Annotated in this window: 23 protein-coding genes and 1 tRNA gene; 14 read left to right on the top strand and 10 right to left on the bottom strand. The window is 67.7% G+C overall.

Annotated features, from left to right (window positions below):
* The first annotated feature begins 4 nt into the window (after positions 1 to 4).
* Genes OU996_RS15150 through OU996_RS15165 form a run of 4 tightly spaced genes read left to right on the top strand, consistent with a single transcriptional unit; the run spans position 5 to position 6,854 of the window.
* Positions 5 to 589, top strand: a complete 585-nt coding sequence (locus OU996_RS15150) for a hypothetical protein (RefSeq protein WP_267582441.1) — start codon at positions 5 to 7, stop codon at positions 587 to 589.
* Entirely contained in the window at positions 589 to 2,760 is a 2,172-nt protein-coding gene (locus OU996_RS15155; RefSeq protein WP_267582442.1) for a hypothetical protein, read from the top strand. Before OU996_RS15150 ends, OU996_RS15155 begins: the two co-directional genes overlap by 1 nt.
* Positions 2,757 to 4,343 (top strand): hypothetical protein, encoded by a 1,587-nt coding sequence (locus OU996_RS15160; RefSeq protein WP_267582443.1) that lies wholly within the window; start codon positions 2,757 to 2,759, stop codon positions 4,341 to 4,343. Before OU996_RS15155 ends, OU996_RS15160 begins: the two co-directional genes overlap by 4 nt.
* A 9-nt stretch (positions 4,344 to 4,352) precedes the next feature.
* The gene (locus OU996_RS15165; RefSeq protein WP_267582444.1) at positions 4,353 to 6,854 is read left to right on the top strand and encodes a hypothetical protein; all 2,502 of its coding nucleotides are present in this window, start codon (positions 4,353 to 4,355) and stop codon (positions 6,852 to 6,854) included.
* On the opposite strand, the gene OU996_RS15170 is transcribed toward OU996_RS15165, so the two are convergent.
* Complete coding sequence (locus OU996_RS15170) at positions 6,841 to 7,146, bottom strand: DUF6804 family protein (protein ID WP_267582445.1); 306 nt, start codon at positions 7,144 to 7,146, stop codon at positions 6,841 to 6,843. The two genes, OU996_RS15165 and OU996_RS15170, sit on opposite strands and share 14 nt — an antisense overlap.
* The gene (locus OU996_RS15175) at positions 7,143 to 7,412 is read right to left on the bottom strand and encodes a hypothetical protein (RefSeq protein WP_267582446.1); all 270 of its coding nucleotides are present in this window, start codon (positions 7,410 to 7,412) and stop codon (positions 7,143 to 7,145) included. Before OU996_RS15175 ends, OU996_RS15170 begins: the two co-directional genes overlap by 4 nt.
* Before the next feature lie 374 nt (positions 7,413 to 7,786).
* Here OU996_RS15175 and OU996_RS15180 point away from each other — a divergent pair, with 374 nt between their 5' ends.
* From OU996_RS15180 to OU996_RS15220, 9 genes are all read left to right on the top strand, one after another.
* Positions 7,787 to 8,764, top strand: a complete 978-nt coding sequence (locus tag OU996_RS15180) for a phage antirepressor N-terminal domain-containing protein (protein ID WP_267582447.1) — start codon at positions 7,787 to 7,789, stop codon at positions 8,762 to 8,764.
* Positions 8,765 to 8,829: 65 nt separating this feature from the next.
* Positions 8,830 to 10,380, top strand: a complete 1,551-nt coding sequence (locus OU996_RS15185) for a hypothetical protein (protein ID WP_267582448.1) — start codon at positions 8,830 to 8,832, stop codon at positions 10,378 to 10,380.
* Positions 10,381 to 10,392: 12 nt separating this feature from the next.
* Complete coding sequence (locus OU996_RS15190; RefSeq protein ID WP_267582449.1) at positions 10,393 to 10,698, top strand: hypothetical protein; 306 nt, start codon at positions 10,393 to 10,395, stop codon at positions 10,696 to 10,698.
* Positions 10,699 to 10,727: 29 nt separating this feature from the next.
* A complete protein-coding gene (locus tag OU996_RS15195; RefSeq protein ID WP_267582450.1) occupies positions 10,728 to 11,072 on the top strand; it encodes a hypothetical protein in 345 nt (114 codons plus the stop codon).
* Complete coding sequence (locus OU996_RS15200) at positions 11,069 to 11,248, top strand: hypothetical protein (protein WP_267582451.1); 180 nt, start codon at positions 11,069 to 11,071, stop codon at positions 11,246 to 11,248. Before OU996_RS15195 ends, OU996_RS15200 begins: the two co-directional genes overlap by 4 nt.
* Positions 11,249 to 11,250: 2 nt before the next feature.
* A complete protein-coding gene (locus tag OU996_RS15205) occupies positions 11,251 to 12,681 on the top strand; it encodes a hypothetical protein (RefSeq protein WP_267582452.1) in 1,431 nt (476 codons plus the stop codon).
* A gap of 74 nt (positions 12,682 to 12,755) precedes the next feature.
* On the top strand, positions 12,756 to 13,637 hold the full coding sequence (locus tag OU996_RS15210; RefSeq protein WP_267582453.1) for a glycoside hydrolase family 108 protein: 882 nt from the start codon (positions 12,756 to 12,758) through the stop codon (positions 13,635 to 13,637).
* Positions 13,634 to 13,975: a hypothetical protein gene (locus OU996_RS15215; RefSeq protein WP_267582454.1), complete on the top strand. Its 342-nt coding sequence runs from the start codon at positions 13,634 to 13,636 to the stop codon at positions 13,973 to 13,975. Before OU996_RS15210 ends, OU996_RS15215 begins: the two co-directional genes overlap by 4 nt.
* Before the next feature lie 114 nt (positions 13,976 to 14,089).
* Positions 14,090 to 14,389, top strand: a complete 300-nt coding sequence (locus tag OU996_RS15220) for a hypothetical protein (RefSeq protein ID WP_267582455.1) — start codon at positions 14,090 to 14,092, stop codon at positions 14,387 to 14,389.
* Positions 14,390 to 14,725: 336 nt separating this feature from the next.
* Here the strand turns inward: OU996_RS15220 and OU996_RS15225 are convergent.
* Positions 14,726 to 14,801 (bottom strand) — tRNA-Lys (locus OU996_RS15225).
* A 256-nt stretch (positions 14,802 to 15,057) separates the two neighbouring features.
* Here OU996_RS15225 and wrbA point away from each other — a divergent pair.
* Positions 15,058 to 15,657 carry an NAD(P)H:quinone oxidoreductase gene (gene wrbA / locus OU996_RS15230; protein WP_267582456.1) on the top strand — a complete coding sequence of 200 codons (600 nt, stop codon included), beginning with the start codon at positions 15,058 to 15,060 and terminating at the stop codon, positions 15,655 to 15,657.
* A 128-nt stretch (positions 15,658 to 15,785) separates the two neighbouring features.
* Here wrbA and tgt read toward each other — a convergent pair whose 3' ends face one another.
* The 7 genes from tgt to gyrA all read right to left on the bottom strand — a co-directional run bounded on the left by tgt (position 15,786) and on the right by gyrA (position 23,283).
* Positions 15,786 to 16,925 carry a tRNA guanosine(34) transglycosylase Tgt gene (gene tgt, locus OU996_RS15235; RefSeq protein ID WP_267582457.1) on the bottom strand — a complete coding sequence of 380 codons (1,140 nt, stop codon included), beginning with the start codon at positions 16,923 to 16,925 and terminating at the stop codon, positions 15,786 to 15,788.
* Positions 16,922 to 18,007 carry a tRNA preQ1(34) S-adenosylmethionine ribosyltransferase-isomerase QueA gene (queA, locus tag OU996_RS15240; RefSeq protein WP_267582458.1) on the bottom strand — a complete coding sequence of 362 codons (1,086 nt, stop codon included), beginning with the start codon at positions 18,005 to 18,007 and terminating at the stop codon, positions 16,922 to 16,924. Before queA ends, tgt begins: the two co-directional genes overlap by 4 nt.
* An 82-nt stretch (positions 18,008 to 18,089) precedes the next feature.
* Positions 18,090 to 18,551, bottom strand: a complete 462-nt coding sequence (locus OU996_RS15245; protein ID WP_267582459.1) for a peptidylprolyl isomerase — start codon at positions 18,549 to 18,551, stop codon at positions 18,090 to 18,092.
* Between the two features lie 41 nt (positions 18,552 to 18,592).
* Positions 18,593 to 19,147 (bottom strand): peptidylprolyl isomerase, encoded by a 555-nt coding sequence (locus tag OU996_RS15250; RefSeq protein WP_267582460.1) that lies wholly within the window; start codon positions 19,145 to 19,147, stop codon positions 18,593 to 18,595.
* Positions 19,148 to 19,189: 42 nt separating this feature from the next.
* Complete coding sequence (gene coaD / locus OU996_RS15255; RefSeq protein ID WP_267582461.1) at positions 19,190 to 19,696, bottom strand: pantetheine-phosphate adenylyltransferase; 507 nt, start codon at positions 19,694 to 19,696, stop codon at positions 19,190 to 19,192.
* A gap of 88 nt (positions 19,697 to 19,784) precedes the next feature.
* Positions 19,785 to 20,366 carry a TIGR00730 family Rossman fold protein gene (locus OU996_RS15260; protein ID WP_267582462.1) on the bottom strand — a complete coding sequence of 194 codons (582 nt, stop codon included), beginning with the start codon at positions 20,364 to 20,366 and terminating at the stop codon, positions 19,785 to 19,787.
* Between the two features lie 160 nt (positions 20,367 to 20,526).
* Positions 20,527 to 23,283 (bottom strand): DNA gyrase subunit A, encoded by a 2,757-nt coding sequence (gyrA, locus tag OU996_RS15265; protein ID WP_267582463.1) that lies wholly within the window; start codon positions 23,281 to 23,283, stop codon positions 20,527 to 20,529.
* Positions 23,284 to 23,625 lie beyond the last annotated feature (342 nt).

Consider the following 23,625-nt stretch of genomic DNA (forward strand, 5'->3'; position numbering starts at 1 on the left):
GGAGATGGCGATTGCAGCCTTGGGCTCGCTCGCGGCGGGCGGCACCGCAGCGGCCGGCACAGCCGCTGCCGCCGGCACCGCTGCCGCTGCCGGAACCGCCGCCGCCGCAGGCACCGCGGCATCGGCGGCGACCGGACTTTCCTCCCTGTTCAGCACCATCGGGGGCGGCCTCGGCGGCCTCGGGGGGGTCTCGTCCATCCTGTCGGGCGGCGTGTCGGTGCTCTCCGCGATGCGGCAGATGGCGGCCGGCGAGGAGAAAGCGGCGGAGATCCAGACGAAGGCCATCGATGACCGGATGCAGGGCGCCCAGCGGCGCCGGCAGATGACACGCGAGGCCATTGACCTGATCGGGGGCAATGACGTGGCCGCCGCCGCCGCCGGCATCGACCTCGGCTATGGGCAGGCAGCCGATGCCCGCTCCCGCGTGCTCGACGATGTGCTGATGGAGACGCAGATCGACCGCCAGCAGGAAGACGCCCGCACCATGAACTACAAGCGCATGGCGCGGCGGGCCCGTAAATCCGGGCAACTGAGTGGATTTCTGAGCCTCGCCGAGGGCGGGCTCGGTCTCGCCGAGAGGTATGGCTGATGGCGCGCGGTCCCCTTCGTATCCAGCAGTTTCAGGCTCTGGCAAACCTCGGCACCTCGGTGGGCGGCACGTCCGGCATGGTCGCGGCGGAAGCCGAGGCGCTAAGCGCGACGGCGAACCGGCTGGGCCGCACGGCCGACCGCGCCGCCGCGCGTGAGGGTGAAATCGCCGGGACGCAGGCCGCGCTTGAGGGCAAGCCTGCCCTGCGCAACAGCGGCTCGATTTATGGCGAGAGCTTCGACCGCGCGGCCATTTCGACCTATGCCGACCAGCTCGACACGCGGCTCTACACCGAGGCGGACGCGCTGGCGCGGAAGCATGAGGCGGACCCCGCCGGGCTGCAGACCAGCCTCGCGGCGCTGCGCGAGACCATGCTCGCCAATGACGTGATCGGCGATCCGCGCCTGCAGGCGGCGTTCACCCGCTCCTTCGACCGGGTGTCGCTGGGCCATGTGCGCGCGGCCGAGCGTGCCGCGAAGACACGGGCCGAGCAGGCGCAGGCCGCCGCCGCCACCGAGGCGGTGAACGCCAGCCGGCGCAACCTCGAACAGCAGGCCTATGCGCTGGGCACCGACCCCGAGGGGCTGGCGGCGACCGAGGAAGAAGCCGCGAAGGTGAGCGGCATCGTGAAGCGGGCCGAGGCCTCCGGCGCCATCGCGCCCGGATCGGCCGATGATCTCATCAAGGGGGTTGCCGCCAATCGGATCGAGGCGCACCTCAAGGGCGAGTTCGACCGCCTGCCGGCCGGCGAGCGCAAAGGCTTCATCGACCGCCTCACCGAGGACTTCAAAACCGGCAAGGGGCTAGCGGGAAAGCTCGACCTGGACGGCTTCCAGAAGCTGACCAATGGCTGGGACGTGACGTTGCGGCGGGCCGACGCCGAAACCTCGCGCGCCGAGACCGAGATGAAGCAGCGGATCGAGCTGATCCGCAAGGATACCAGCGAGGGCTATATGCCCTCGAGCCAGCAATGGACGGCGCTGGAAAGCGCGGCGGCGGCCGTGCCGGGCGGCCTCGACACGGTGAAGGCGCTGCGGGCGGAGGGCGAGTTCTTCCGGCGCCTCGGCGTCAGCTCCGTTGTCGAGGCCGAGGCCGCCGTGGGCGATCTGCAGGCCGGTGCCGCCGAAGGCCGCGTGACAGGGGCGACGGCGAAGGCTGGCGAGAAATACCTTGGCGAGATGCGCAAGGAGCTGAAGGACAACCCTCTCGGCTGGGCCGGCCGCACCGGGCTGTTCGACATCGCCCCTATCGACCCCGCGCAGCCGGAAACGCTGGCAGGGCGCGCGGCGGTCGCGGAAGCCGTGGCGAGCCATTACGGGGTGCCGCCGGTCTATCTCACGCCAGCGGAGCGCGTGGCCTTCCAGCAGGCCGCCGCCAAGGGCGGCGAGGTGATGATGGCGAATGTGACGGCGCTGGCGCGCGGCTTTGGCGACCGAGCGCCACGCGTGCTGGCCGAGGTGGCGCAGGACGCGCCCCTGACCGCGCATGTGGGCGGCATCCTGCTCAATGGCGGATCACAGCAGCTCGCGGCCGATGTGGCCGACACCATCGCCATGCGCAACGACCCGAATGTGAAGGCGCGGCCGAAGACAGACGCGCAGACGGCGGCCGAGATGACGGCCGCCAATGCCGTGGCCGCGCAGGTGTATGGCGATGCCTTCCGCATGGCCGGTAAGGCGCGCGACGGCGCCCTGTCCACGGCGCTGTTGGCCTTTGAGGGGCGCGCCGTGCGGCGGGGCCTTGTGGCCAAGGCGGACGCTCCGGATAGCCGGGCGGTCTTCGAGCGGACGCTGCAGGAGGCCGCCGGGGCGACGTTCGACCGGGAGGGCACCCAGTTTGGCGGCGTGACCGAGCGGCGCGTCGGCGGCTTCCTGGGCGTCGGTGGGCGGACGGATCGCGTGCTGGTGCCGTCCAACATCCGGGCCGACCGGTTCGGCGATGTGATCGGCGCGCTGGAAGACGGGGACTTCACGCTGCCCAATCTGACGGCGGAAAAGGTTCGTGCCGCCCGTCTTGTCGCCGTAGCGCCAGGGCAATACCGCGTGGCGCTGGGCGACCCTGACAGCGACGACCCGCGCTGGATCCGCGACGCGAGCGGGCTCGATTTCATTCTCGATCTTCAGGCGCTGGAACCGGCGCTGCGCCGCCGTGTGCCGGGGGCATTCCGATGAGCGACTACTGGTATGGCTATCAGCCAAAGCCGGTGCCGGACGATCAGGCGGCGAACCTCGATCCGGCGCCGGATGTTGGTATTCTCGATATCGCCCGCGCCGGCCGCGATCACGCGACCTATATCGCCAACACGGCCGGTGAGGCCTGGCTGCGCGAGCGGGCCTATGATGAGCGGATCGACGCCGTTTTCGAGGCGACGGGCGTGCGGCTGGAAAACCCCACCCGCGCGGTCGTGACATCCGGCGACGCCATAGAGCAGCTGCGCGCCGCCGGGCTTCCCATTGAGCGCAGCGCGCTGCGAAACCGCGACGCGGCGGCGCGCTTGCAGGTGGACGCCTTCAATGCCCGCCTGCGCGAGCTGGGCGACAGCCTGCCGGACAATGAGCGGGCCAAGCGCGCCGCCATCGCCCCCGAGCGCAGCATCGAAGACGACATGCGGCGCATCGATGCCGATACGCGGGCTGCCTCCGAGCGGGCGCTGCGTGCCGAGAACGTGTCGTGGCCGGTGAAATGGGGCGCCTACCTGGGTGGCTCCATTGCCGGGTCATTTGCCGCCCCCGAAAACCTGCTGGGCCTTGTCGTCGGTGGTCCGGTGGGCGGCGCGGCGCGCACGGCCGCCGGGGCGATCCTGCGCGCCGGCGTGCGGGAGGCGGTCGCTAACGCCGCCGTCGAGACGCTGGCGCAGCCGGTGATCGCGCAATGGCGCACGGAACTGGGTGTGCCCGCCAACACGCCCCGCGAGATGCTGACCGATATCGGCATGGCGGCGGCGTTTGGCGGTGTTGTCGGCGGCGGTTTCGAGGCCGCCGGGCGGGCGCTCAAGGTGGTCGTGCGGCCGGACAGCCCGCCCATCGCCAAGGGCCTTGCCGGCGACGACGAGGCGCTCATCGCGGCCGTGCGGGCTGGCGGCGACGCCGTGCCGCCGGAGCTGCGCGCCGCCGCCGAGGCGCTGGAAGCTGACCGGCTGGTGCAGGCCCGTATTCCCAAGGGCGCCGATATCGAGGCGCATGAGCTGGCGCTGTCCGCCGCCATGCGCCGGGCGGAAGATCCCGATGCTCCCCTCCCGCGCGATGACCTCGGGCCCGAGGCGCTGCCGCCGCGTGACCTCGACCCGGACGGAAACCCGTTCGATGCCGCTTTGCAGCGGCTGGAACGGGCGCAGGAAGCCTTTGAGGCCACGCCGATGGACAATGTGTCGGCGCGGCGGGTGGCGATGGCTGAGGTGGACCGCGCCACACTGGCCCTGCGTGAGGCGGTGGGGCTGACCGATGACGCGCCGCGCGACGGCTTTGGCGAGCTGGTAAACATCGTCACGCGCGACCTGCCGGCGGCGCGTGAGGGCCGCCAGATCATGACGGCGCCGGTAGATGACGCGGCGCGGCTCGAGGTGCGCCGCGATGCGCTGGCGGCCCAGCTGCGCCCCACCACGCGCCGGCAGGCGCCGGCCGAGCCGGCCGCGCCCCCCGCCTCCATGCTCGATGCCTACCCGTCCGATGCCGGCCCGGTTGCCCGTGCCGCGCTGGATGCTCCCGCTCCCCGTTTTACCGAACTGGCGGCGGCGGTTGCCGCCTGCCGCGTGTGAGGACAGCACATGGCATTCCGCGACTGCCTCGCCACCATGGTCAAGGCCAAGGAAATCACTGCCGAGGAGGCTGACGAGCTGGGCCGCGCCTATGACCGACTGCACAGCGCCAAGGCGCGCACGCGCGGGCCGGCAGCGGCGGCGGCCGAAGCACGGGACGAACTGGCGAAGCGCCTTGAGGCCGAGGCGGCGCACCGCGCCCGCGTGGCCGAGCTGACGGCGGCGACGGCCGACCGGGTGCGCGCGGAGGTCACCGGGTTCCGCAACTGGCGGGGGCAGGCGGATGTGGCCGAGGCCACCATTCGGCTGCTCGATAATCAGGGGCACACCGGCTACTCGTCGGTATCCGGCCGCTCGCTCGCCATTACGGCGCAGGCCCATGCAATGATGGAGGAGGTGCTGGGCACCTTCAGCCGGAAATGGCTGACCGGCGCCCGCCGCAACAAGGCCCGCATGGAGAACGTGCTGCGCGAGGCGCGTGGCGAAGGCACGGGCGATGACGCGGCCCGCGCGCTGGCGCAGGGATGGATGCGGACCAGCGACTGGCTGCGCGAGCGCTTCAACGCGGCGGGTGGCGCCATTGGCGAGCTGAAGAACTGGGGTCTGCCCCAGTCGCATGACCGGCTGAAGCTGATCAAGGCCGGCTATGCCAAATGGTACGCCGCGATCCGACCGGGCCTCGACCCCACCCAGATGCGGCATCCGTTGACCGGCGAACCGCTCACCGAGGCGGAGCTGGACGAGGCGTTGCCGCATGTGTTCGACAGCATCGTCACCGAAGGCTGGAACACGCGCGAGCCGTCCCGCCAGCCCTTCGGCCGTGGGTCGCTGGCGACGCAGCGGGCGGATAGCCGGTTTCTGGTGTTCAGGGATAGCGAGAGCTGGCTGGCCTATCAGCGCGAATTCGGCAACCCCGACATTTTCGCGACCATGATGAGCCATATCAATCTGATGGCGCGCGACGTGGCGGCGCTGGAGATCCTCGGCCCGAACCCGGATGCCACGCTGGAGTGGCTGAAGCAAATCATCCGGCAGGAGGCCGGCCTTGCGCAGAAGGGCGGCGCCACCCTGACCACGGCGTCGCCGCTGGGCGCCGCCGCGTGGCGCGAGAAGGCCTTGTACCAGATCGACGGCATATGGGGGCAGCTGCGCGGGGCGGCCGAACTGCCGGTGCGCGACGGGCTGGCCAGCAAGGCGGCGGCGGCCCGCAACGTGATCGTGGCGGCCCGGCTCGGCGGGGCGGCCATCTCGGCCGTGACGAGCGACCCGATCACGGCCTCCATGGTGGCGAAGTTCGACGGGCTCAATGCCTCGCGGATGATGAAGCAGCTGGCGGAGCAGATTGCCGGCGGCGCGGGGGCCCGCCAGCGGGCCGTGAGGGCTGGTCTCGTGCTCGATGATGCGCTGCATGTGCTGCGCGACAGTGCCCGCTGGCATGGCAGTCTGGCCGGCCCTGAATGGTCTAAGGTGCTGCCGGACCGCGTGCTGACGTGGAGCGGGCTCGCCCCGTGGACGCAGGCGATCAAGCACGCCTTCGGCCGCGAGATGCAGGCGACGGCGGCGGACCAGATGGGCAAGGCGTGGGCCGATGTGGTGCCGGAGTTCCGGCGGATCATGGAAGGCTATGGCATCGGGGAGGCGCAGTGGAGCGTGATGAGCCGCGCCCTGCCAGAGGATTTCGAGGGCTCGCGCTTCCTGCGGCCCGGCGACATTGCCGGGGTGGACGATGCCGGCGCCCGGCTGGCGGCCGAACGGTTCACCGAGATGATCCTCGGGGAGACCGAGCGGGCCATTCCTTCCGGCACGGTGCGCGGGCGGGCGCTGATGGTGGGCAATTCGCGACCTGGCACCTTCTGGGGCGAGGTCACGCGCTCGGCCGCCATGTTCCGCTCTTTCGGCGTGTCCATGGCGCTGCTTCAGTTGCAGCGGCTGGCCTATGAGATCGGCGGCGGGCGCGGCGTGCGTGGCGGTAAGTATCTCGGCGGCATGATGATCGCGCTGACGCTGGGCGGCGCTCTGGCGCTCTGGATGAAGGACACGACCAAGGGGCGCGATCCCCAGCCGGCCGACCGCATGGCGTTCTGGCTGGCCGCCATGGCGCAGGGCGGCGGGCTCGGCATTTTCGGGGACTTCCTGTTCAGCGACGCCAACCGCTTCGGCAACTCGCTCGGCTCCACCCTGCTCGGCCCCGGCGCGGCGCTGGCGGCCGATCTGTGGGGGCTGACCGTTGGCAACGCCCAGAAGGCGCTGACCGGCGAGGAAACCTCGATCGGGCCGGATGTGGCGCGCATGGCGCGCAACTATGTGCCGGGCGGCAACATCTGGTATCTCAACGCCGCCTATCAGCGGATCATGATGGACCAGCTGCAGGAGATGCTCGATCCGAAGGCGCATGAGAAGTTCAAGCGGCAGGTGCAAAATGCCCGGCGCGAGAAGGACCAGGGCTTTTGGTGGGCACCCGGCACCACAGCGCCGCAGCGGATGCCTGAGATGCCGTTCACGGGCCGGTAGCGCGCCGCTGCACGATGAAATGGGCGACGAACAGTCCGGCCGCCCCGAGGTCCAACACCTGCCAGAGGTCGCGGGTAAGGTGGACGGGGATGAAGGGATTGAAGATGCCCGCCGTGATCGCGAAAGCCGCAACCCATGGCCCCGTCTTCCCTGCCTGCCGGAAAATCATCACGGCGAGTATGATCGCCGCCATGCACACCACCAGCCGCAGGGCCATGTAGTAGGCATAAGGCCAGCGGCCGAGGGCGATGGCCAGCATGGTGGCGGGAACGAGGTGCAGCGCCGCGATCATCGGCGGCGCCCCACGAAATCAACGCCGAACGACACCATGGCCAGAACCACCACCATGATAAGGCTCGGCGCCGCGATGAGGGCTGCCTGCCACCATTGCCAGTGAAAGCCGTAGCGGGCGCCGTAATAGACCACCGGGATCGTGAAAAGGTAGCCGAATGGCTGCGCCACATGAGCTACAACCATAACGAAAACGGAGAGCCAGAAGCCCCAGCCGAACCAGATTTCGGTTCCTTCGAGATAGGCGGCCATCTGCAGCACGAGCACGCACAAGCTCACGATCCACCAGCCGGCCCCGCCAATGAATGCCCCCATCCCCTCACCCCCCAAATTTATTTTGCGACGGGATTATCATGGGGCCGCCCCGGTACATCAATAAGGTAGTTGTCGCAAAGGTGCGAATAACGTACGGTTGCGACGGGTCTGAAAACCCGAGAGAAAGGCGTGCCCGGCGAGCCGGGTTTTCTGCGTACGCGAATCGTGCGCAGGATCCCCTATGCCGGGGTGGAGCGATATAAGGCGCGCGAGCGCTCGAATAAGCTCACCTGACCTTTCTCAGGTTTTCAGCCCCCGGCGCCAGGCGGCCTCTGAAAAGCCCGTTCTGGCGGTGCCCTCAACGGCTGCCGAATAGGGGCTTTGCCATGACCGCGACCAATCAGCTTACGCAGATCGAATTCCACGGCGACACGCTGTGGGCGACCGAAATCGACGGTGTCGTGTACGTCGTGATCAAGAACATCTGTGATCGCCTCGGTATCGACTGGCGCGCGCAGCTTAAGCGCATCCAGCGCGACGCCGTTCTTGCCGAAGGTGTGTCCATGATGGACACACCTTCGCCCGGTGGGCCGCAGGAAACGACCCTGTTGCGCCTCGATCTGGTCAATGGGTGGCTGTTCGGTATCGACGACAGCCGCGTGAGAGATGATGAAACCCGCAATCGGGTGCTGATCTACAAGCGCGAGTGCTACCGGGTGCTGTTCCAGCATTTCTTCGGTGCGTCTCGTGCAACGCGGGAAGGCCAAGAGCCCTGCACCTTGCCGGCGCCGCACGATGCCTTCATGCGCGGCGAGCCGTGGGCGGTGTCGTGGATGAACTCGGTGCTGCAGGTCTCCAGCCGGATCGAGCGCATGGGCGGGCGGGCACCGGCGGCGGACTATCTGCGGGCGTGCGGTGTGCCCTATCTCGACCGCCTGCCGCCCGCGCCGCGGCGCACGGTCGATCCCGGGTGGGATGGACAGGGTTGCCTGCGCCGGCTGCTCGACGCGCCGTGCGCGGAAACCGACATGACCATTCGTGGTGCCCTGCTCGATCTGCTCGACGGGACGATGAAGGACTATCACGACGAAATCCACCGGGCGCTGGCGGCCTCGGGCGTGAAGACGTTCCGGCTCGAAGGTGAGCTCGGGGTCGCCATCGCCAACCGCCACCCCTATCTCACGCGGGCGGTGTTCCACGGCACGGCATGGGCGCATGACCACGCCCGCGCGCTGACCCGGCTCGGCGGGGCGCAGCGTGTCGGCCCTCTCACCTTCAACAAGCACTCGTCGCGGGCCACCTTCCTGCCCCCCGCCGTGATCGAGGATGCGCCCTCGGAGGTGCCGTTTCTCGCGACGGCCTAGCCTCGGTTGACCATCCCCCAACGGCCTCACGCTGCAGGCACCCACACCTTGCCGCGTGAGGCGCCATGTCCAGCTCTCTCCCCATCGGCCCCGCCGAGCGCATTGCCGGCCCTTACACGGCCTCGGCCGGGCAGACCAGTTTCACCTTCGGTTTCCCGCTGCTCGATGCCGCCGACCTGCAGGTGCAGAAGACGCTGCCGGGCGCGCCGGACGCCTGGACCGACGCGCTGCCCGGCATCGACTACACGCTGAGCGCCACCCTGCCGACGCTGACGGGCGGCACGGTGGTGTTCACCAGCGGCCGCACCGCCGGCACGCGGGTGCGCATTCTCGGCCGCGCCGTCATCGCCAACACCGCCGATGCAACGCCCGGCGGCTATTACGACGCCAACCGGCTGAACCGCTTCTTCGACCGGGTGACGATCTGGGCGCAGGAAGTGCGACGCGATATTGGCGCCATTGCTGCCGGCGAAGATCCGCAGGTGTGGGCCAATCGCGGCATCAGCCAGGTGGTGAGCGGGGAAGCATGGGCTTCCACCGCCTTTTACCCGTTCCTGACGCACAACGATTTTTCGTCGACCAAAACGGAAACCCACCTCGACACGCGCGCCACCATGACGGTGACGCGCCGGGCCACCGGCTCCGGCTATCAGTCCATGGGGGCCAGCGATATTGGCCTGATCGTCTCGGCCGAAAAGCTGAACTATCTCACCACCACGGCCGTGGGTGAGCTGAACGGGCTTTTCGTCATCGCCCGCAACGGCCGCAAATCCGACGGCGCCGGCCTGCTGGTGGACAACACGAAGGTCTATGCGTCGATCGCCGGGGATGACAGCGGCACGGATGGCGGCGCCATCGGCTTCGAGATGTCGTCGCGCGTGGTCGACCCCGCCGGCACCATCCTGCACCTCGGCCAGACGCTGATCGGCTGGTGGGCGGATGAACGCAGCCTCGCGCAGGGCTACCGCTTTCACGGCTCCGTGCAGCAGAGCCGGAAGGGCAACAACCACGCGGCCTATGTGGCGAACAGCACCCAGCCCTATGGCGCGCCGTCGAACTGGAAATATGCCTTCCTCGCGGCGAGCGCGCAGGAACAGATCACCCAGTATTACGCGGTGGGTGGCGACGGCAACGAGAAACCGGGCGCCGCCTATTTCGGGCCGGCCTATGAGCTGATGGCGCTGTGGTACGACCAGCCGTCGAACGCCCTCAAATTCATGAGCGGCAAGGTGGTGAACATCGACAACAGCACGGCGACCGGCTCGGTGAACCTGCTCGCCGCCTCGCTCTCGCGCGACGGTGATTTCTTCGTGCGCCAGAGCCTTCAGCTCGGCACCGGCGCGGCGCTGAAGAAGATGCTGCACCAGGACTACACGCTCAACCCCGGCGTGATCGCGGCCAACAACACCTTTCAGATCGACGCGACGCTCAACGGCGTGGCCGCCACGGACGAGCTGACCGTGACGCTGGGCGCCGGCTATGCAAGCGACAAGCTGATCGCCATTGCCCGCTACAAGAGCACGGATGCGATCACGATCTACATCATGAATGTCGCCGCCGCCGCGTCACCCTCGCTGGCCGGCCTGATCTGCCATGTTTCCGCACGCGGTTATTGAGGAGAACGCACCGTGCCCGTGATCGACTTCGACACCCCTATCACCGCCCGCGACGGCACGCCGCTGAAGGAAGGCGAGCATGTGATCACGCTGGGCCTGGTCTGTGCCGGCGCGCTGGAAGCCCCGCACCGCGACGATGCCGAGATGGGCGGGCATGAGAAGCTGCGGCGCAAGCGGCTCGCCGACCGCATCTATGCCGGCCGCGTTGTCGGGCTGACCGTGGAGGAAATCGCGCTGCTGAAGACGGTGACCGGCCGCGCGCTCTCGATCTATGTCGCCGGCGTCGCGTGGGAGCTGCTGGACCCCGAGTGCGCGTGAGCCTCGGTTGACCCTGCGCGGGGCGCGCCATGCTGGAGACAGCAGAGGAGCGCCCCATGCCTTATGAGCCCGGCAAAGACCCCTACGCCAACCTTGGCGCGTCGATCACCTCGCCCGGCCGGATGATCGAGAAGATCACCCCGGCCGATGCGGACCTCGCCGTCTATTACAAGGCCGCCTGGGCCTTCTGCCCGCCGGATGTCGCCGGCGGCTTTGGCACGGTGCAGCTGGTCGGCGTCGACAATGCAGATGCCTCCCCCTGCCCCGTGAAGCTGCTGCCCGGCCTGCAGCCCCTGCCCCCCGGCCAGCTGCGCCGCGTGCTCGCCACCGGCACCACGGCGGGCGTCGAGGTCTACGGGATCCGCGACAAATGATGATCGGCAGCGGCAATGCGATCACGCAGGTGGCGCTGAATGGCGCGCGCGGAACGCCCGCTTCCGCCTATGCCCGCACCCCCGCCCCGGCCGGCTACCGCTGGGATTTCGTCACCTATAACGGCGAGCGTGTCACCTTTCGCGGTGAGCCCGTCGTCGCTCTTGTGGAGACCTGACGATGGTTGAATTCCGCACCGTGCTCGGCCTGGAGGCCGGCTATTCCAAGGTTTACACCGAGCTTGACGCGCCGCCCGATCTCGGCTGGTCCAGCGCCTACCCCTTCAAGGTGATCCGCGATCCGACCGGCCGCTGGCACCTGCTCAATGACCCGAAAAGCTATGTGAACCCCGCCATCTGGACGGGCGCGGCGATCCATGTCGACCCGGTGAACGGCTCCAGCGGCAATAGCGGCCTCGGTGCTTTCGACGGCGATTTCAGCGCGGCGAAGGCCACGCTTCAGCAGGCGATTATCGCCGGCAACGCGACCGGGGCGCCCTATCGCATCATCTGCCGGCCTGGACGCTACGACCAGGCGCGCTCGATCAACGGCAACAGTGGCACGACCGGCGTGAAGCCCACCTATTCCTGCGCTTTCATTGGCTGGAAGGGGCGCGTCTCCCACGAAGCCAATTCCGGCGAGAGCTTTCCGGCCACCAAGAACGCGACGTTCACGAACAGCTATGTCGGCGGCCCCACAACCGCGATCCGCGTGCTCGACCTCTACCAGTTCGACAGTTACGGCAACCCCGCGCAAATTCCGTGGAAGGCCGATGCGGTGACTGTCGACGCGGCGACGGATGGCGGCTGGAACGCATCCAACGCCACCGGCACATTCGCGGTCCATATACGCCGAAAGGATGGCCTACAGCCGACCGTGGTCAACACCCTCGTTATCCGCACGCTGGAAGTCACCTATCTCGATGCCAGCCTGACGGGTGGCAGCGTGCCGATGGGCGACCTGTATTTCGAGAATTTCGACTTCTGGGGCGGCTCCTTCGGCGGCCTCTACATCGATGGCAACTATGTGTCCCGCAATGTTGTCTGCGTCGGCTGCAGGAGCCGCTGGGCGTCGAACAACGCGCAGCAGTGCGACGCCTTCACCCTTCTCAACATCAACGGCCTGATCCTGATGGTGGACTGCGAAGGGGCCTCGGCCGCCAAGGACGGCTTCAATTTCCATTACAACACCGGCACGACCGCTCGCACCTTCGTGCTCACCGTCAATTGCAAGGGCGTCGACAACGGCAAGTACGGCATTGGCTCCACCAACGGGTGGACGACGCATGACGACATTGTCGGCATCGACGTTGGCGGCTTGTACGAGGGACAGGAAAACGGCTCGGAGCTGCATTCCATCCAGCGCGCCAGAACGTGGTGCTTGGGAACGATATGCCGCCCACGCGCCGGCGGGCTGGGTTCGGCCTTCCGTATTTCGGATGGAGCGACCGCGCGCATGTGGGTGGAAGAAACGGTATCGGACCTGCGGAATTTCCCCGGCGGCAACGGCCTGTGGGCGGGCGGTACGAACAGCCTGATGTTCAAGCGCAACCACACCGCCATCGCCAGCCGCGAGCAGATCGACGCGGGCAGCAGCATCACGCTGTTCTAGCAGGTCTACCCCCTCGGTTGACCCTCCCCGCCTGCCGCCATTCTGGGGCCTCCTGATCCATGGAGGCCCCGGCCGTGGCCAAGACCGAATTCAAGGAAGCGCTGCGGCGCGTGCTGGTACATGAAGGCGGGTATGTCGACCATCCAGCAGACCCGGGCGGCGCCACCAATAAGGGCGTGACCCAGCGAGTTTACGACGGCTGGCGCCGGCGACAGGGCCTCGCGCTGCGCTCGGTCGCCAAGATCACGCCGGCCGAGGTCGAGGCCATCTATCGCTTCCAGTACTGGGACCAGATCAAGGGCGACGCGATGCCGGAAGGCGTCGCCTATGTCGTCTTCGACGGCGCCGTGCACAGCGGCCCCGAACAGTCCGGCAAATGGCTGCAGCGGTCTCTCGGCGCCCTCTACACCGGCAAGATCGACGGACATGTCGGCGATGCCACGCTCGATGCGCTGGAACTGCATCCCGACCATGACAAGCTGATCGCCGACATTCTCGCCCGGCGTCTCGCCATGCTGCAGGGCCTGAAGACCTGGCGCATCTTCGGCAAGGGCTGGTCTCGCCGTGTGGCTGAGGTTCTGGCCCACGGGCAGGCCGCCGCGCGCGGCAGCGTCGGACCCGAACCCACCTATACGCGCGAAGGCGCGGCCCATGCCTCGCTAGACGACGTGGCGACCGCGCCGGCGCCGATCGGCGGCTCGGCTGGTGCCGTGGCTGGCGGCAGCGGCACGGCCGTGGTTATCGACCAGGCGAAGGAGACGCTGCAGCCGATGCTTGGCTCGCACCCGTGGGTCGATCAGGTGTTCGCCGCGCTGGTGGTCGCCGGCGTTGTCGTTGCTGTTGGCGGCACCGGCTATGCGATCTGGGCCGCGCACCGCAACAAGAAGGTCGCCGCGATCCAGAGCGGCGAGGCCAAGGCTGACCTCACCTCCCTGCCGGCTCTGGTGCCGGCATGAGCGCGCTGGGCTGGCTGCTCGACAACACGCCCTGGTGGCTCTGGCTCGGCGGCGTCGTGGTGCTGCTCGCGGCCACCTGGTCCGTGTGGCGCCCGTTCTGGCTGCTGATGCCCGCCCCGCTGCGCGCGGCCGTCCTCGCCGCCGGCGCCGCCGTCCTCGCCTATCTCGCCGGCCGCAACCATGGCGCGGCCGGCGCCCAGACCCGCGCCCGAGAAAAGGAGCAAACCCTTGCCGACGACATTCGCAGGAAGGGTGCTGATGCTCGCGCCCGCGCTGACCGTGACGCTGCTGGCGGCGGGCTGCACGACGACGACGGCTGGAAGCGGCACGACGGGTAAAGCCGTGTGCGAGGTGTTCCAGCCCATCCGCTGGGCCGACGCTGACACGGACGCCACCATCCGCCAGGCGAAAGCACACAACGCCGCCGGCGCGGCCGTGTGCGGGTGGCGCCCATGAACGACATGCCGCGCCCGCATGACACCACGCCCCGGCCGCGCCTGCGGCTGGATTTCACGCTGAACCCGTTCAACATCGGCGGGTTCCTCGTCGCGTTGATGGGCGCCGGCTACACCTATGGGCAGCTCACCATGCGGCTCGGCCTGCTCGAGGCGCAGTCGTCGCAGCAGGCGCAGCAGATCATGATGCAGACGGACCTGATGCAGCGCTGGGTGCGCACCGACGAGCAGGTGATCGCCCTTTCCAAGACCGTCGAGAAGCTGGACACGCGCCTTGGTCGCATCGAGCAGCGATAGGCCGGCCGGCATCCGGCTGCACCCCACCATCGGCCCGCGCATCGTGCGGCCGACGCGGCAGACGGCCGAGCTGGTAATCGAGCTTGCGCCTGTGGATGGCGACCCCGTGCCGGCGCTGCGGATCCCGCTCGATGATGCCCGCGTGCGGCGCCTTTTGCTGGAGCTGGCGGGCGCCATGGGCGGCATGTGGCGCCCTGAAAAACATGGGGTTGAAGAACAAAAGTCGCACGTGCGACCGTGCGACCCCCTCGCAAGGGTCGCATGTTCTGCTGATGTTCTGATTGCAGAGGCGCGCGCCAGTCGCAAAAAGCCCAATCATGGCAAGGGCTTAGAAGGTGGTGAGCCCGTTGGGATTCGAACCCAAGACCCCATGATTAAAAGTCACGTGCTCTACCGGCTGAGCTACGGGCTCCCACGCCGGGGGGATTAAGGGTTTCGACCGGTCTTGGCAAGCCGCCCATGGTCGCGGGTGCCGGTCGCGCACAGCCGGCGTGTTGGGCGATTGCCGGGATGCACGCCGCCGCTGTCGTCCAGGTGTCTATTGCACGGCTGCAAGATCGCTCTGTCGATCATACCGCTTTCGCCATGAAGGTGCCGGTACTAGCTTCGCGCCACGCATTCAGCAGGGCCGCACCCGGTCCGGCGATCCGACCCAAGGAGTTGATCCCATGGCCAAAGTTCTCGTTCTCTACTACTCGACCTATGGTCACATCGAGACCATGGCGGAAGCCGTCGCCGCGGGGGCCCGCGAAGCTGGCGCAACCGTCGACGTGAAGCGCGTTCCCGAGACGGTGCCGGAAGACATCGCCAAGGCAAACCACTTCAAGCTCGACCAGAAGGCGCCGGTCGCCACCGTGGACGACCTGAAGAACTACGACGCGATCATCTTCGGCGCCGGCACCCGCTTCGGCACGGTGGCCTCCCAGATGCGCAGCTTCATCGACCAGACCGGTGGCCTGTGGTTCACCGGTGCGCTGGTCGGCAAGGTTGGCTCAGTGTTCACCTCTTCCGCGACCCAGCATGGCGGTCAGGAATCCACCATTCTCGGCTTCGTTCCCACGCTCCTGCATCACGGCATGGTCGTGGTCGGCCTTCCCTATGCCTTCGCCGGGCAGATGGGCGTGGACGAGATCAAGGGCGGCTCGCCCTATGGCGCCTCGACGATTACCGACGGCGACGGCTCGCGCCAGCCTTCCGAGGTCGAACTCGCCGGCGCGCGCTTCCAGGGCAAGCACGTGGCGACCATCGCCGCCAAGCTGCACGGCTGATCTTCCCTTCCGACGTCGTCCCGGACCGCGCGACGCGTGGAGCCGGGACCGTTCTCCGACATCACCTCATCCCGGATGGGCCGATGGCCCGTCCGGGATGACGTTCGCTAAGGGCGCGCGATCGCGCCTCACCGCGCCGGAATGTCGCCGCGCGCCCAGCCTTCCTTGACCTCAGCCTTGTACGCCTCGAAGCGTCCCTCGCCGATGGCGGCCCGTGCGCCGGCCATCAGGCTCTGGTAATAGGCAAGGTTCACCCAGGTCAGCAGCATGGAGCCCAGCATCTCATCGCAGCGGATGAGGTGGTGGAGATAGGCGCGCGAATAGTCCCGCGCCGCCGGGCAATCGCTTTCCTCGTCCAGCGGGCGCGGATCATTGGCGTGCCGGGCGTTCTTCAGGTTGATCTTGCCGAAGCGGGTGAAGGCCAGCGCGTGCCGCCCGGCACGGGTCGGCATCACGCAGTCGAACATATCGACGCCGCGCGCGACCGCTTCGATCATGTCGTCGGGCGTACCGACGCCCATAAGATAGCGCGGCTTGTGCGTCGGCAGGATCGGCGCGACCACCTCGATCATCGCCAGCATCACCGCCTGCGGCTCGCCGACCGCGAGGCCGCCGATGGAATAGCCGGGGAAGTCGATATCGACGAGGCCGCGCGCGGATTCCTCACGCAACGCCGGGTCGTCACCGCCCTGAACGATGCCGAACAGCGCCCTGCCCTTGGGCTGGCTCTCGAACGCCTTCTTCGACCGCTCCGCCCAGCGCAGCGAAAGGCGCAGCGCACGGGCGATCTCGTCCTTGGTGGCCGGTAGTCTCACGCATTCGTCGAGCTGCATCTGGATGTCCGAGCCGAGCAGGCCCTGGATCTCCACCGAGCGCTCCGGCGACAGCTCGTGATAGGAGCCGTCGATGTGCGAGCGGAAGGTGACGCCCTTCTCATTCATCTTTCGCAGCGCCGCCAGCGACATGATCTGGAAGCCGCCGGAATCGGTGAGGATCGGGTGCGGCCAGCGCATGAAGCTGTGCAGACCGCCGAGTTCCGCCACGCGCTCGGCGGTGGGGCGCAGCATCAAATGGTAGGTGTTGCCCAGCAAGATGTCGGCGCCGAGCTCGCGCACCTGCTGCGGGTACATGCCCTTCACCGTCGCGGCGGTGCCGACCGGCATGAAGGCCGGTGTGCGGATGATGCCGCGCGGGGTCACGACCTCGCCGAGGCGGGCCGCGCCATCGGTGGCTTTCAGGCGGTAGTGGAAATCGATCTGTTCGTTCATGCGCGGGCTTTTGGCAGCAAAAGGCAGGCGTCGCCATAGGAATAGAAGCGATAGCCCGTCGCAATCGCGTGGGCATAGGCACGCTTCTGCGCGTCATGGCCGATGAAGGCGGCGACCAGCATCACCAGCGTCGAACGCGGCAGGTGGAAATTGGTCATCATCCCATCGGTGAAGCGGAAGCGAGTGCCTGGTGTGATGAAGATGTCGGTCTCGCCGCTCCACGCGCGAAGCGAGCCATCCGCGCCCGCCGCGCTCTCGATCAGCCGCGTAGCGGTGGTGCCGACCGTGACGACCCGCCCGCCGCGCGCCTTGACCGCCATTAGGGCGGCGGCGGTGGCGGCGGAGACTTCGCCCCATTCGGCGTGCATCCGGTGGTCGCTGGTGTCCTCCACCTTCACCGGCAGGAAGGTGCCGGCGCCGACATGCAGCGTCACCCGATACGTCTCGGCGCCACGCTCATCGAGCCGGCGGATCAGCTCCGGCGTGAAGTGCAGGCCCGCCGTGGGCGCGGCGACCGAACCTTCCTGATTGGCGAACATGGTCTGGTAGTCCCGCCGGTCCTGCGCGTCATCGGCGCGCTTGGCGGCAATGTAGGGCGGCAACGGGATATGGCCGATGAGCGCGATCGCCGCGTCCAGTTCGGCGCCGGCCGCAGCGAAGCGAAGCGTTACCTCGCCGCCCTCACCCTTCGCCTCCAGCGTCGCCTTGAGCGTGTGGGCTCCGTCCGGCGACGCGAAAAAGATGATGTCCCCCGGCGCGAGGCGCTTACCCGGCCGGGCGAGGGCTAGCCAGCTATCGGGCGTGAGACGCTTGTGCAGCATCGCCTCGACCTCGACACCCTCGCCTTGCGAGCTGTCGCGGCGGCGCAGGCCAACGAGACGCGCCGGCAGCACGCGTGTGTCGTTCACCACCAGCGCGTCGCCGGGCTGGAGGATGTCCGGCAGGTCGCTCACCCGGGCGTCGGTCAGCTCGGGATCGCCGCCGGCGCGGACCACCAGCAGCCGCGCCGCATCGCGCGGCGAGACCGGGCGCAGCGCGATCCGCTCATTGGGCAGCTCGAAATCGAACAGGTCGACACGCATCGAGAAAACTCAGCTTCAGAAACAGCGATCCCGGAGCGTGCTCGCGCACCTCCGGGATGACGCCTCGTCCAGATGCTCGGGATCAGGCGGCGGAGACGCTCGCCTTGACGATCTTGTCGGGGTTCTGCACCGGCTCGCCGCGCTTCACCTTGTCGACATTCTCCATGCCTTCCACGACCTCGCCCCACACGGTGTACTGGCCGTCGAGGAAGGAGGCGTTGGCAAAGCAGATGAAGAACTGGCTGTCGCCGGAATCGGGGTGCTGGGCGCGGGCCATCGAGGCCGTGCCGCGGACGTGACGGCCGGCATTGAACTCGGCCTTCAGCTTCTTACCCGAGCCGCCGGTGCCGTTGCCGAACTGGCCGTCGCCGGTCTGGGCCATGAAGCCCTCGATCACGCGATGGAAGGGCACGTTGTCATAGAAGCCCTGCGTGGCGAGCTCGGCGATGCGCGCGACATGGTTCGGCGCGAGGTCCGGGCGGAACTTGATCTTGACCGGGCCTTGGGTGGTCTCGAGCAGCAGGAAGTTGGCAGCGTCAGACATTAGTCTCTCCTTGGAAACGGGGATCGGCGGCACGCGGCGACTTACTTGACGTCCGCGGCGACCTTCATCGAAACGATCTTGTCGGGGTTCTGAACCGGCTCGCCGCGCTTGATCTTGTCGACATTCTCCATGCCGGAGACGACTTCGCCGATGACCGTGTACTGGCCGTTCAGGAAGGAGGCGTCACCGAAGGTGATGAAGAACTGCGAGTTGGCGCTGTTCGGGGCGGAGGCACGGGCCATGCCCACCGTGCCACGCTTGAAGGGCACGTTGGAGAACTCGGCCGGCAGGTTCGGGTAGCGCGAGCCGCCCGTGCCATTGCCATACTGGCCATCGCCGGTCTGGGCCATGAAGCCCTCGATCACGCGGTGGAACGGCACGTTGTCATAATAGCCCTCGCGCGCCAGCGTCTTGATGCGCTCGGCGTGCTTGGGGGCGATGTCGGTGCGCAGCACGAAGATCACCGGGCCTTTGGTGGTCTGCATGATGATCGTGTTTTGCGGATCGACATTCGGCGGGAGCTTCGGCGCCTGCGCCATCGCCGGCACGGCCAGCGCGACAGTGAGGGCGAAGGCGGCAAACAGGCTACGGATCATGGAAAGAACTCCGTTGAACGACGGCGGGTGAGCCGCCAAACATCAGCGCCGCGGAAAACGCGCGGTGAGCCGGGCCAGAACGGCCGGCGGGACGAAGGCGGAGACGTCACCACCCATGGCGGCGATCTGCCTGACCAGCGTGGCGGTGATAGGGCGGGCAATGGGCGAGGCCGGCAGGAAAATGGTCTGCACGGCGGGCTTCAGCACCGCATTCATGCCGGCCATCTGCATTTCATAATCGAGATCGGTGCCGTCACGCAGCCCGCGGATGAGCAGATGCGCGCCCTGCGCCTCGGCGGCGTCGACCACCAGATTGTCGAAGGTTACGCAGTCGAGGCGCGCGCCCTCGGCTTCCGCAATCGGCTCGAACACCTCGCGCAGGAGGTCCAGCCGCTCCTCGGCGGTGAACAGAGGTGTCTTGCCGGGATGGATGCCGACGCCGATGACCAGCCGATCGGCCAGCCGGGCGGCGGCGCGCGCCACTTCCACATGGCCGTTGGTCGGCGGATCGAAGGATCCGGGATAAAAGGCGGTCCGCGCGGCGCTCATGGGCACTCTCGTGATGCGCGGCAAGGGTTAGCCGTCCGCACGGCCGGACGCAAGCGCCGGCCGGCCCGCGACCTGCCGTTGCGGCGTCCTAACGCTCGTGCCCGTCGATCCATTTGGTGACGGTGGGCGCGCGATAGGCGGCGAGTTTTCCAAGAAGCTCCGCTGGGCTGTCCGCCACCACCAGCATGTCGCGATGCTCCCGCCGCATGAAGCCTTCCTCCACCGTGTGATCCAGGAAGGTCAGCAGGCTGTGGTAATAGCCCTCCACATCCAGCACCGCGCAGGGCTTGGCGTGGTTGCCGAGCTGGGCCCAGGTCCAGACCTCGAACAGTTCCTCCAGCGTGCCCGCTCCGCCCGGCAGCGCGACGAAGGCGTCGGCCAGCTCGGCCATCTGCGCCTTGCGCTCATGCATGGAGGCGACGATGCGCAGATCGGCGAGGCCGTGATGGGCGACCTCCTTGTCGACGAGGCGCTGCGGGATGATGCCGATCACCTCGCCGCCGGCGGCCAGCGCGGCATCGGCGAGCACGCCCATCAGCCCGACCGACGAGCCGCCATAGACGAGGCCGATGCCCTGCTCCGCGAGCGTCCGCCCGAGGGCGGCGGCTGCCTCACGATAGGCCGGGCGGCGACCGGCATTGGAGCCAAGAAAGACGCAGATACGGCGCATGGGATCCTCGTCGACGTCGCTTCCCGTGGAAGCCCTAGGTGGTTCGGTGCGAGGCACGTCGCTGGAGCTTTGCCGCAAAGGCCACCCGACATGGAAACGGCGCCGTTACCGGCGCCGCTCCGCGTGTTTCTGGCCGATCACGGCCGGAGGCCGCGCGGCCTTACTCCTCGGCGCCCGCGCTGTCCTCGGCTTCCGCCTCGTCCTCGCTCACGCGCTCGACCGAGACGACCTTCTCGTCCTCCGCCGTGTCGAACACGATGACGCCCTGGCTGCCGCGCCCGACAATGCGGATGCCGTTCACCGGGCAGCGGATGAGCTGTCCGCCATCGGTCACCAGCATGATCTGGTCACCCTCATCCACCGGGAAGGAGGCGATGAGCGGCCCGTTGCGGTCATTGACCGCCATGGCCACGATGCCCTTACCGCCGCGCCGCGTGGTGCGGTACTCATAGGAAGAGGTGCGCTTGCCGTAGCCATTCTCGGAGAGCGTCAGGATGAACTGTTCGGCCGCGCCCATCTCGATATAGCGCGCCTGGTCGATATCGGCCGGCACAGCGACGGCTTCCTCGGCATCGGCCTCGATCACCGCCTCAGGCTCCTCGCCGGCGGCTTCCGCGCCGTTCTGGCTGCGGCGCATGGCGTTGGCGAGCTTGGTATAGGCCGCCCGCTCCTCGGCGCTGGCCTCCACATGGCGGATGATGGCCATGGAGATGAGCTTGTCGGCGCCCTCGAGCTGGATGCCGCGCACGCCCATGGAATCGCGTCCCTTGAAGACGCGCACCTCGGTGACTGGGAAGCGGATGCACTGGCCGTTCGCGCTGGTGAGCAGCACGTCGTCCTGCTCTGTGCAGAGCTGGACGTCGGCGATGGCCTCGCCCTCCTCCAGCTTCATGGCGATCTTGCCGTTGCGATTCACATTGGTGAAATCGGACAGCTCATTGCGCCGGACCGTGCCGCCCGTGGTGGCGAACATGATCTGTAGCCGGCTCCACGTCTCCTCATCCGGCAGCGCCATGATGGAGGTGATGCGCTCGCCCTCGGTCAGCGGCAGGATGTTCACAAGCGCCTTGCCGCGCGCCTGCGGGGCGGCGATGGGCAGGCGCCACACCTTCAGCTTGTAGACCTGGCCCTTCGACGAGAAGAACAGCACGGGGGCGTGGGTCGAGGCGACGAACAGGCGGGTGACGAAATCCTCGTCGCGCGTCTGCATCGCCGAGCGGCCCTTGCCGCCGCGCCGCTGCGCCCGGTAGGTCGAGAGCGGCACACGCTTCACATAGCCCGCATGGGAAACGGTGACGACCATGTCCTCGCGGGCGATGAGGTCTTCATCCTCGAAATCGCCTTCCGCCTCGATGATCTCGGTCTTCCGCGGCGTGCCGAATTCCGCTTTCACGGCAAGGAGTTCGTCCTTGACGATGGTGCGGATGCGCTCGCGGCTGGCGAGAATGTCGAGATATTCGCGGATCTCCACGGCGATCTTGTCTAGCTCGTCCGCCACCTCGTCGCGGCCGAGCGCGGTGAGGCGTTGCAGACGCAGGTCGAGGATGGCGCGGGCCTGCTCGAAAGACAGCCGGTAAGTGTTGTCCGGGCCGAGCCGGTGGCGCGGATCGTCGATCAGCGCGATCAGCGGGGCGACGTCGAGCGCCGGCCAGTCGCGCGTCATCAGCGCCTCGCGCGCGCTCGCCGGATCGGGCGAGGTGCGGATGGTGTGGATGATCTCATCGATATTGGCGACGGCGATGGCAAGGCCCACCAACACATGCGCCCGATCGCGCGCCTTGCGCAGGAGGAATTTCGTTCGCCGACTAACCACATCCTCGCGGAAGGCGACAAACGCGGTCAGCAGGTCGAGCAGGTTCATCAGCGCCGGCTTGCCGCCGTTCAGCGCCACCATGTTGGCGCCGAAGGAGGTCTGCAGCGAGGTCATGCGGTAGAGGTTGTTCAGCACCACCTCGGCCTGGGCGTCGCGCTTGATCTCGAACACGACGCGCATCCCCTCGCGGGAGGATTCGTCGCGGATCTCGGCGATGCCTTCCAGCCGCTTCTCGCGCACCAGCTCGGCGATGCGCTCGATCATCGTCGCCTTGTTCACCTGATACGGTATCTCGGTGACGATGATGGCGTCGCGATCCTTGCGGATTTCCTCGATCGTGGCGCGCGAGCGCATCACGACCGAGCCACGCCCGGTCAGATAGGCCTGACGAATGCCGCTGCGGCCGAGGATTAGCGCACCGGTGGGGAAATCCGGCCCGTGAATGTAGTCCAGCAGCTTCTCGACATCGAGCGAGGGATCGTCGATCAGCGCGATACAGGCATCCACCACCTCGCCGAGATTATGCGGGGGGATGTTGGTCGCCATGCCGACGGCGATGCCGCCCGCACCATTGACCAGGAGGTTCGGCAACCGCGCGGGGAGCACGGTCGGCTCCTGCTCGCGCCCGTCATAATTGGCCTGGAAGTCGACCGTGTCCTTGTCGAGATCGTCCAACAGCGACATCGCCGACTTGGCGAGGCGCACCTCGGTGTAACGCTCGGCCGCTGGCGGATCGCCATCCACGGAGCCGAAATTGCCCTGGCCATCGATCAGCGGCAGGCGCAGCGAGAAGTCCTGCGCCAGGCGCACCAGCGCGTCGTAAATCGCCAGATTGCCGTGCGGATGGTACTTACCCATCGTGTCGCCGGTGACGCGGGCGGATTTGTTGTAGGGCCGCTCGGGCGTGTAATTGTTCTCGCGCATCGAGAACAGGATGCGCCGATGCACCGGCTTCAGCCCGTCGCGCACATCAGGCAGCGCGCGCGAGACGATGACGCTCATCGCGTAGTCGAGATAGCTGCGCGAGAGTTCTTCCGTGATGGAGACGGGCCGAATGTCCGTAGGGCCACCGCCCTCCGGCTTTGTCGTATCGGAATCGGACAAGGAACCACTTTCCGTAGTTGCCGAACAGGTAGGATTGTCTAGCCGATTCCGGCCGCAAACGCCAGCTTTGCGCGCGTTTCAGTGACGCGAAAAGCGTTTCACTTTCAATGTGTTATGCGGGCGTTTTGAGAAACTGTGGAGATCATGGCCAAACCGGGGCATTCACGGGCGTTTTAGCGCCGCCGGGATCGGAGGAACCCGCAGGCCCGGGCGTGCGGAGATCGCCAAGGCGGCAACCCGCCGGCGCCCGAGAGGGACACACACGCTGACATGGTGAAGGCCGCACGCAGACGCTGCCCCCTCGGCGCGCGCGGCATCATCGTCGGGGCTGCCGCACGAAAT

It is taken from the genome of Ancylobacter sp. SL191, from assembly GCF_026625645.1.
Classification (GTDB): Bacteria; Pseudomonadota; Alphaproteobacteria; order Rhizobiales; family Xanthobacteraceae; genus Ancylobacter.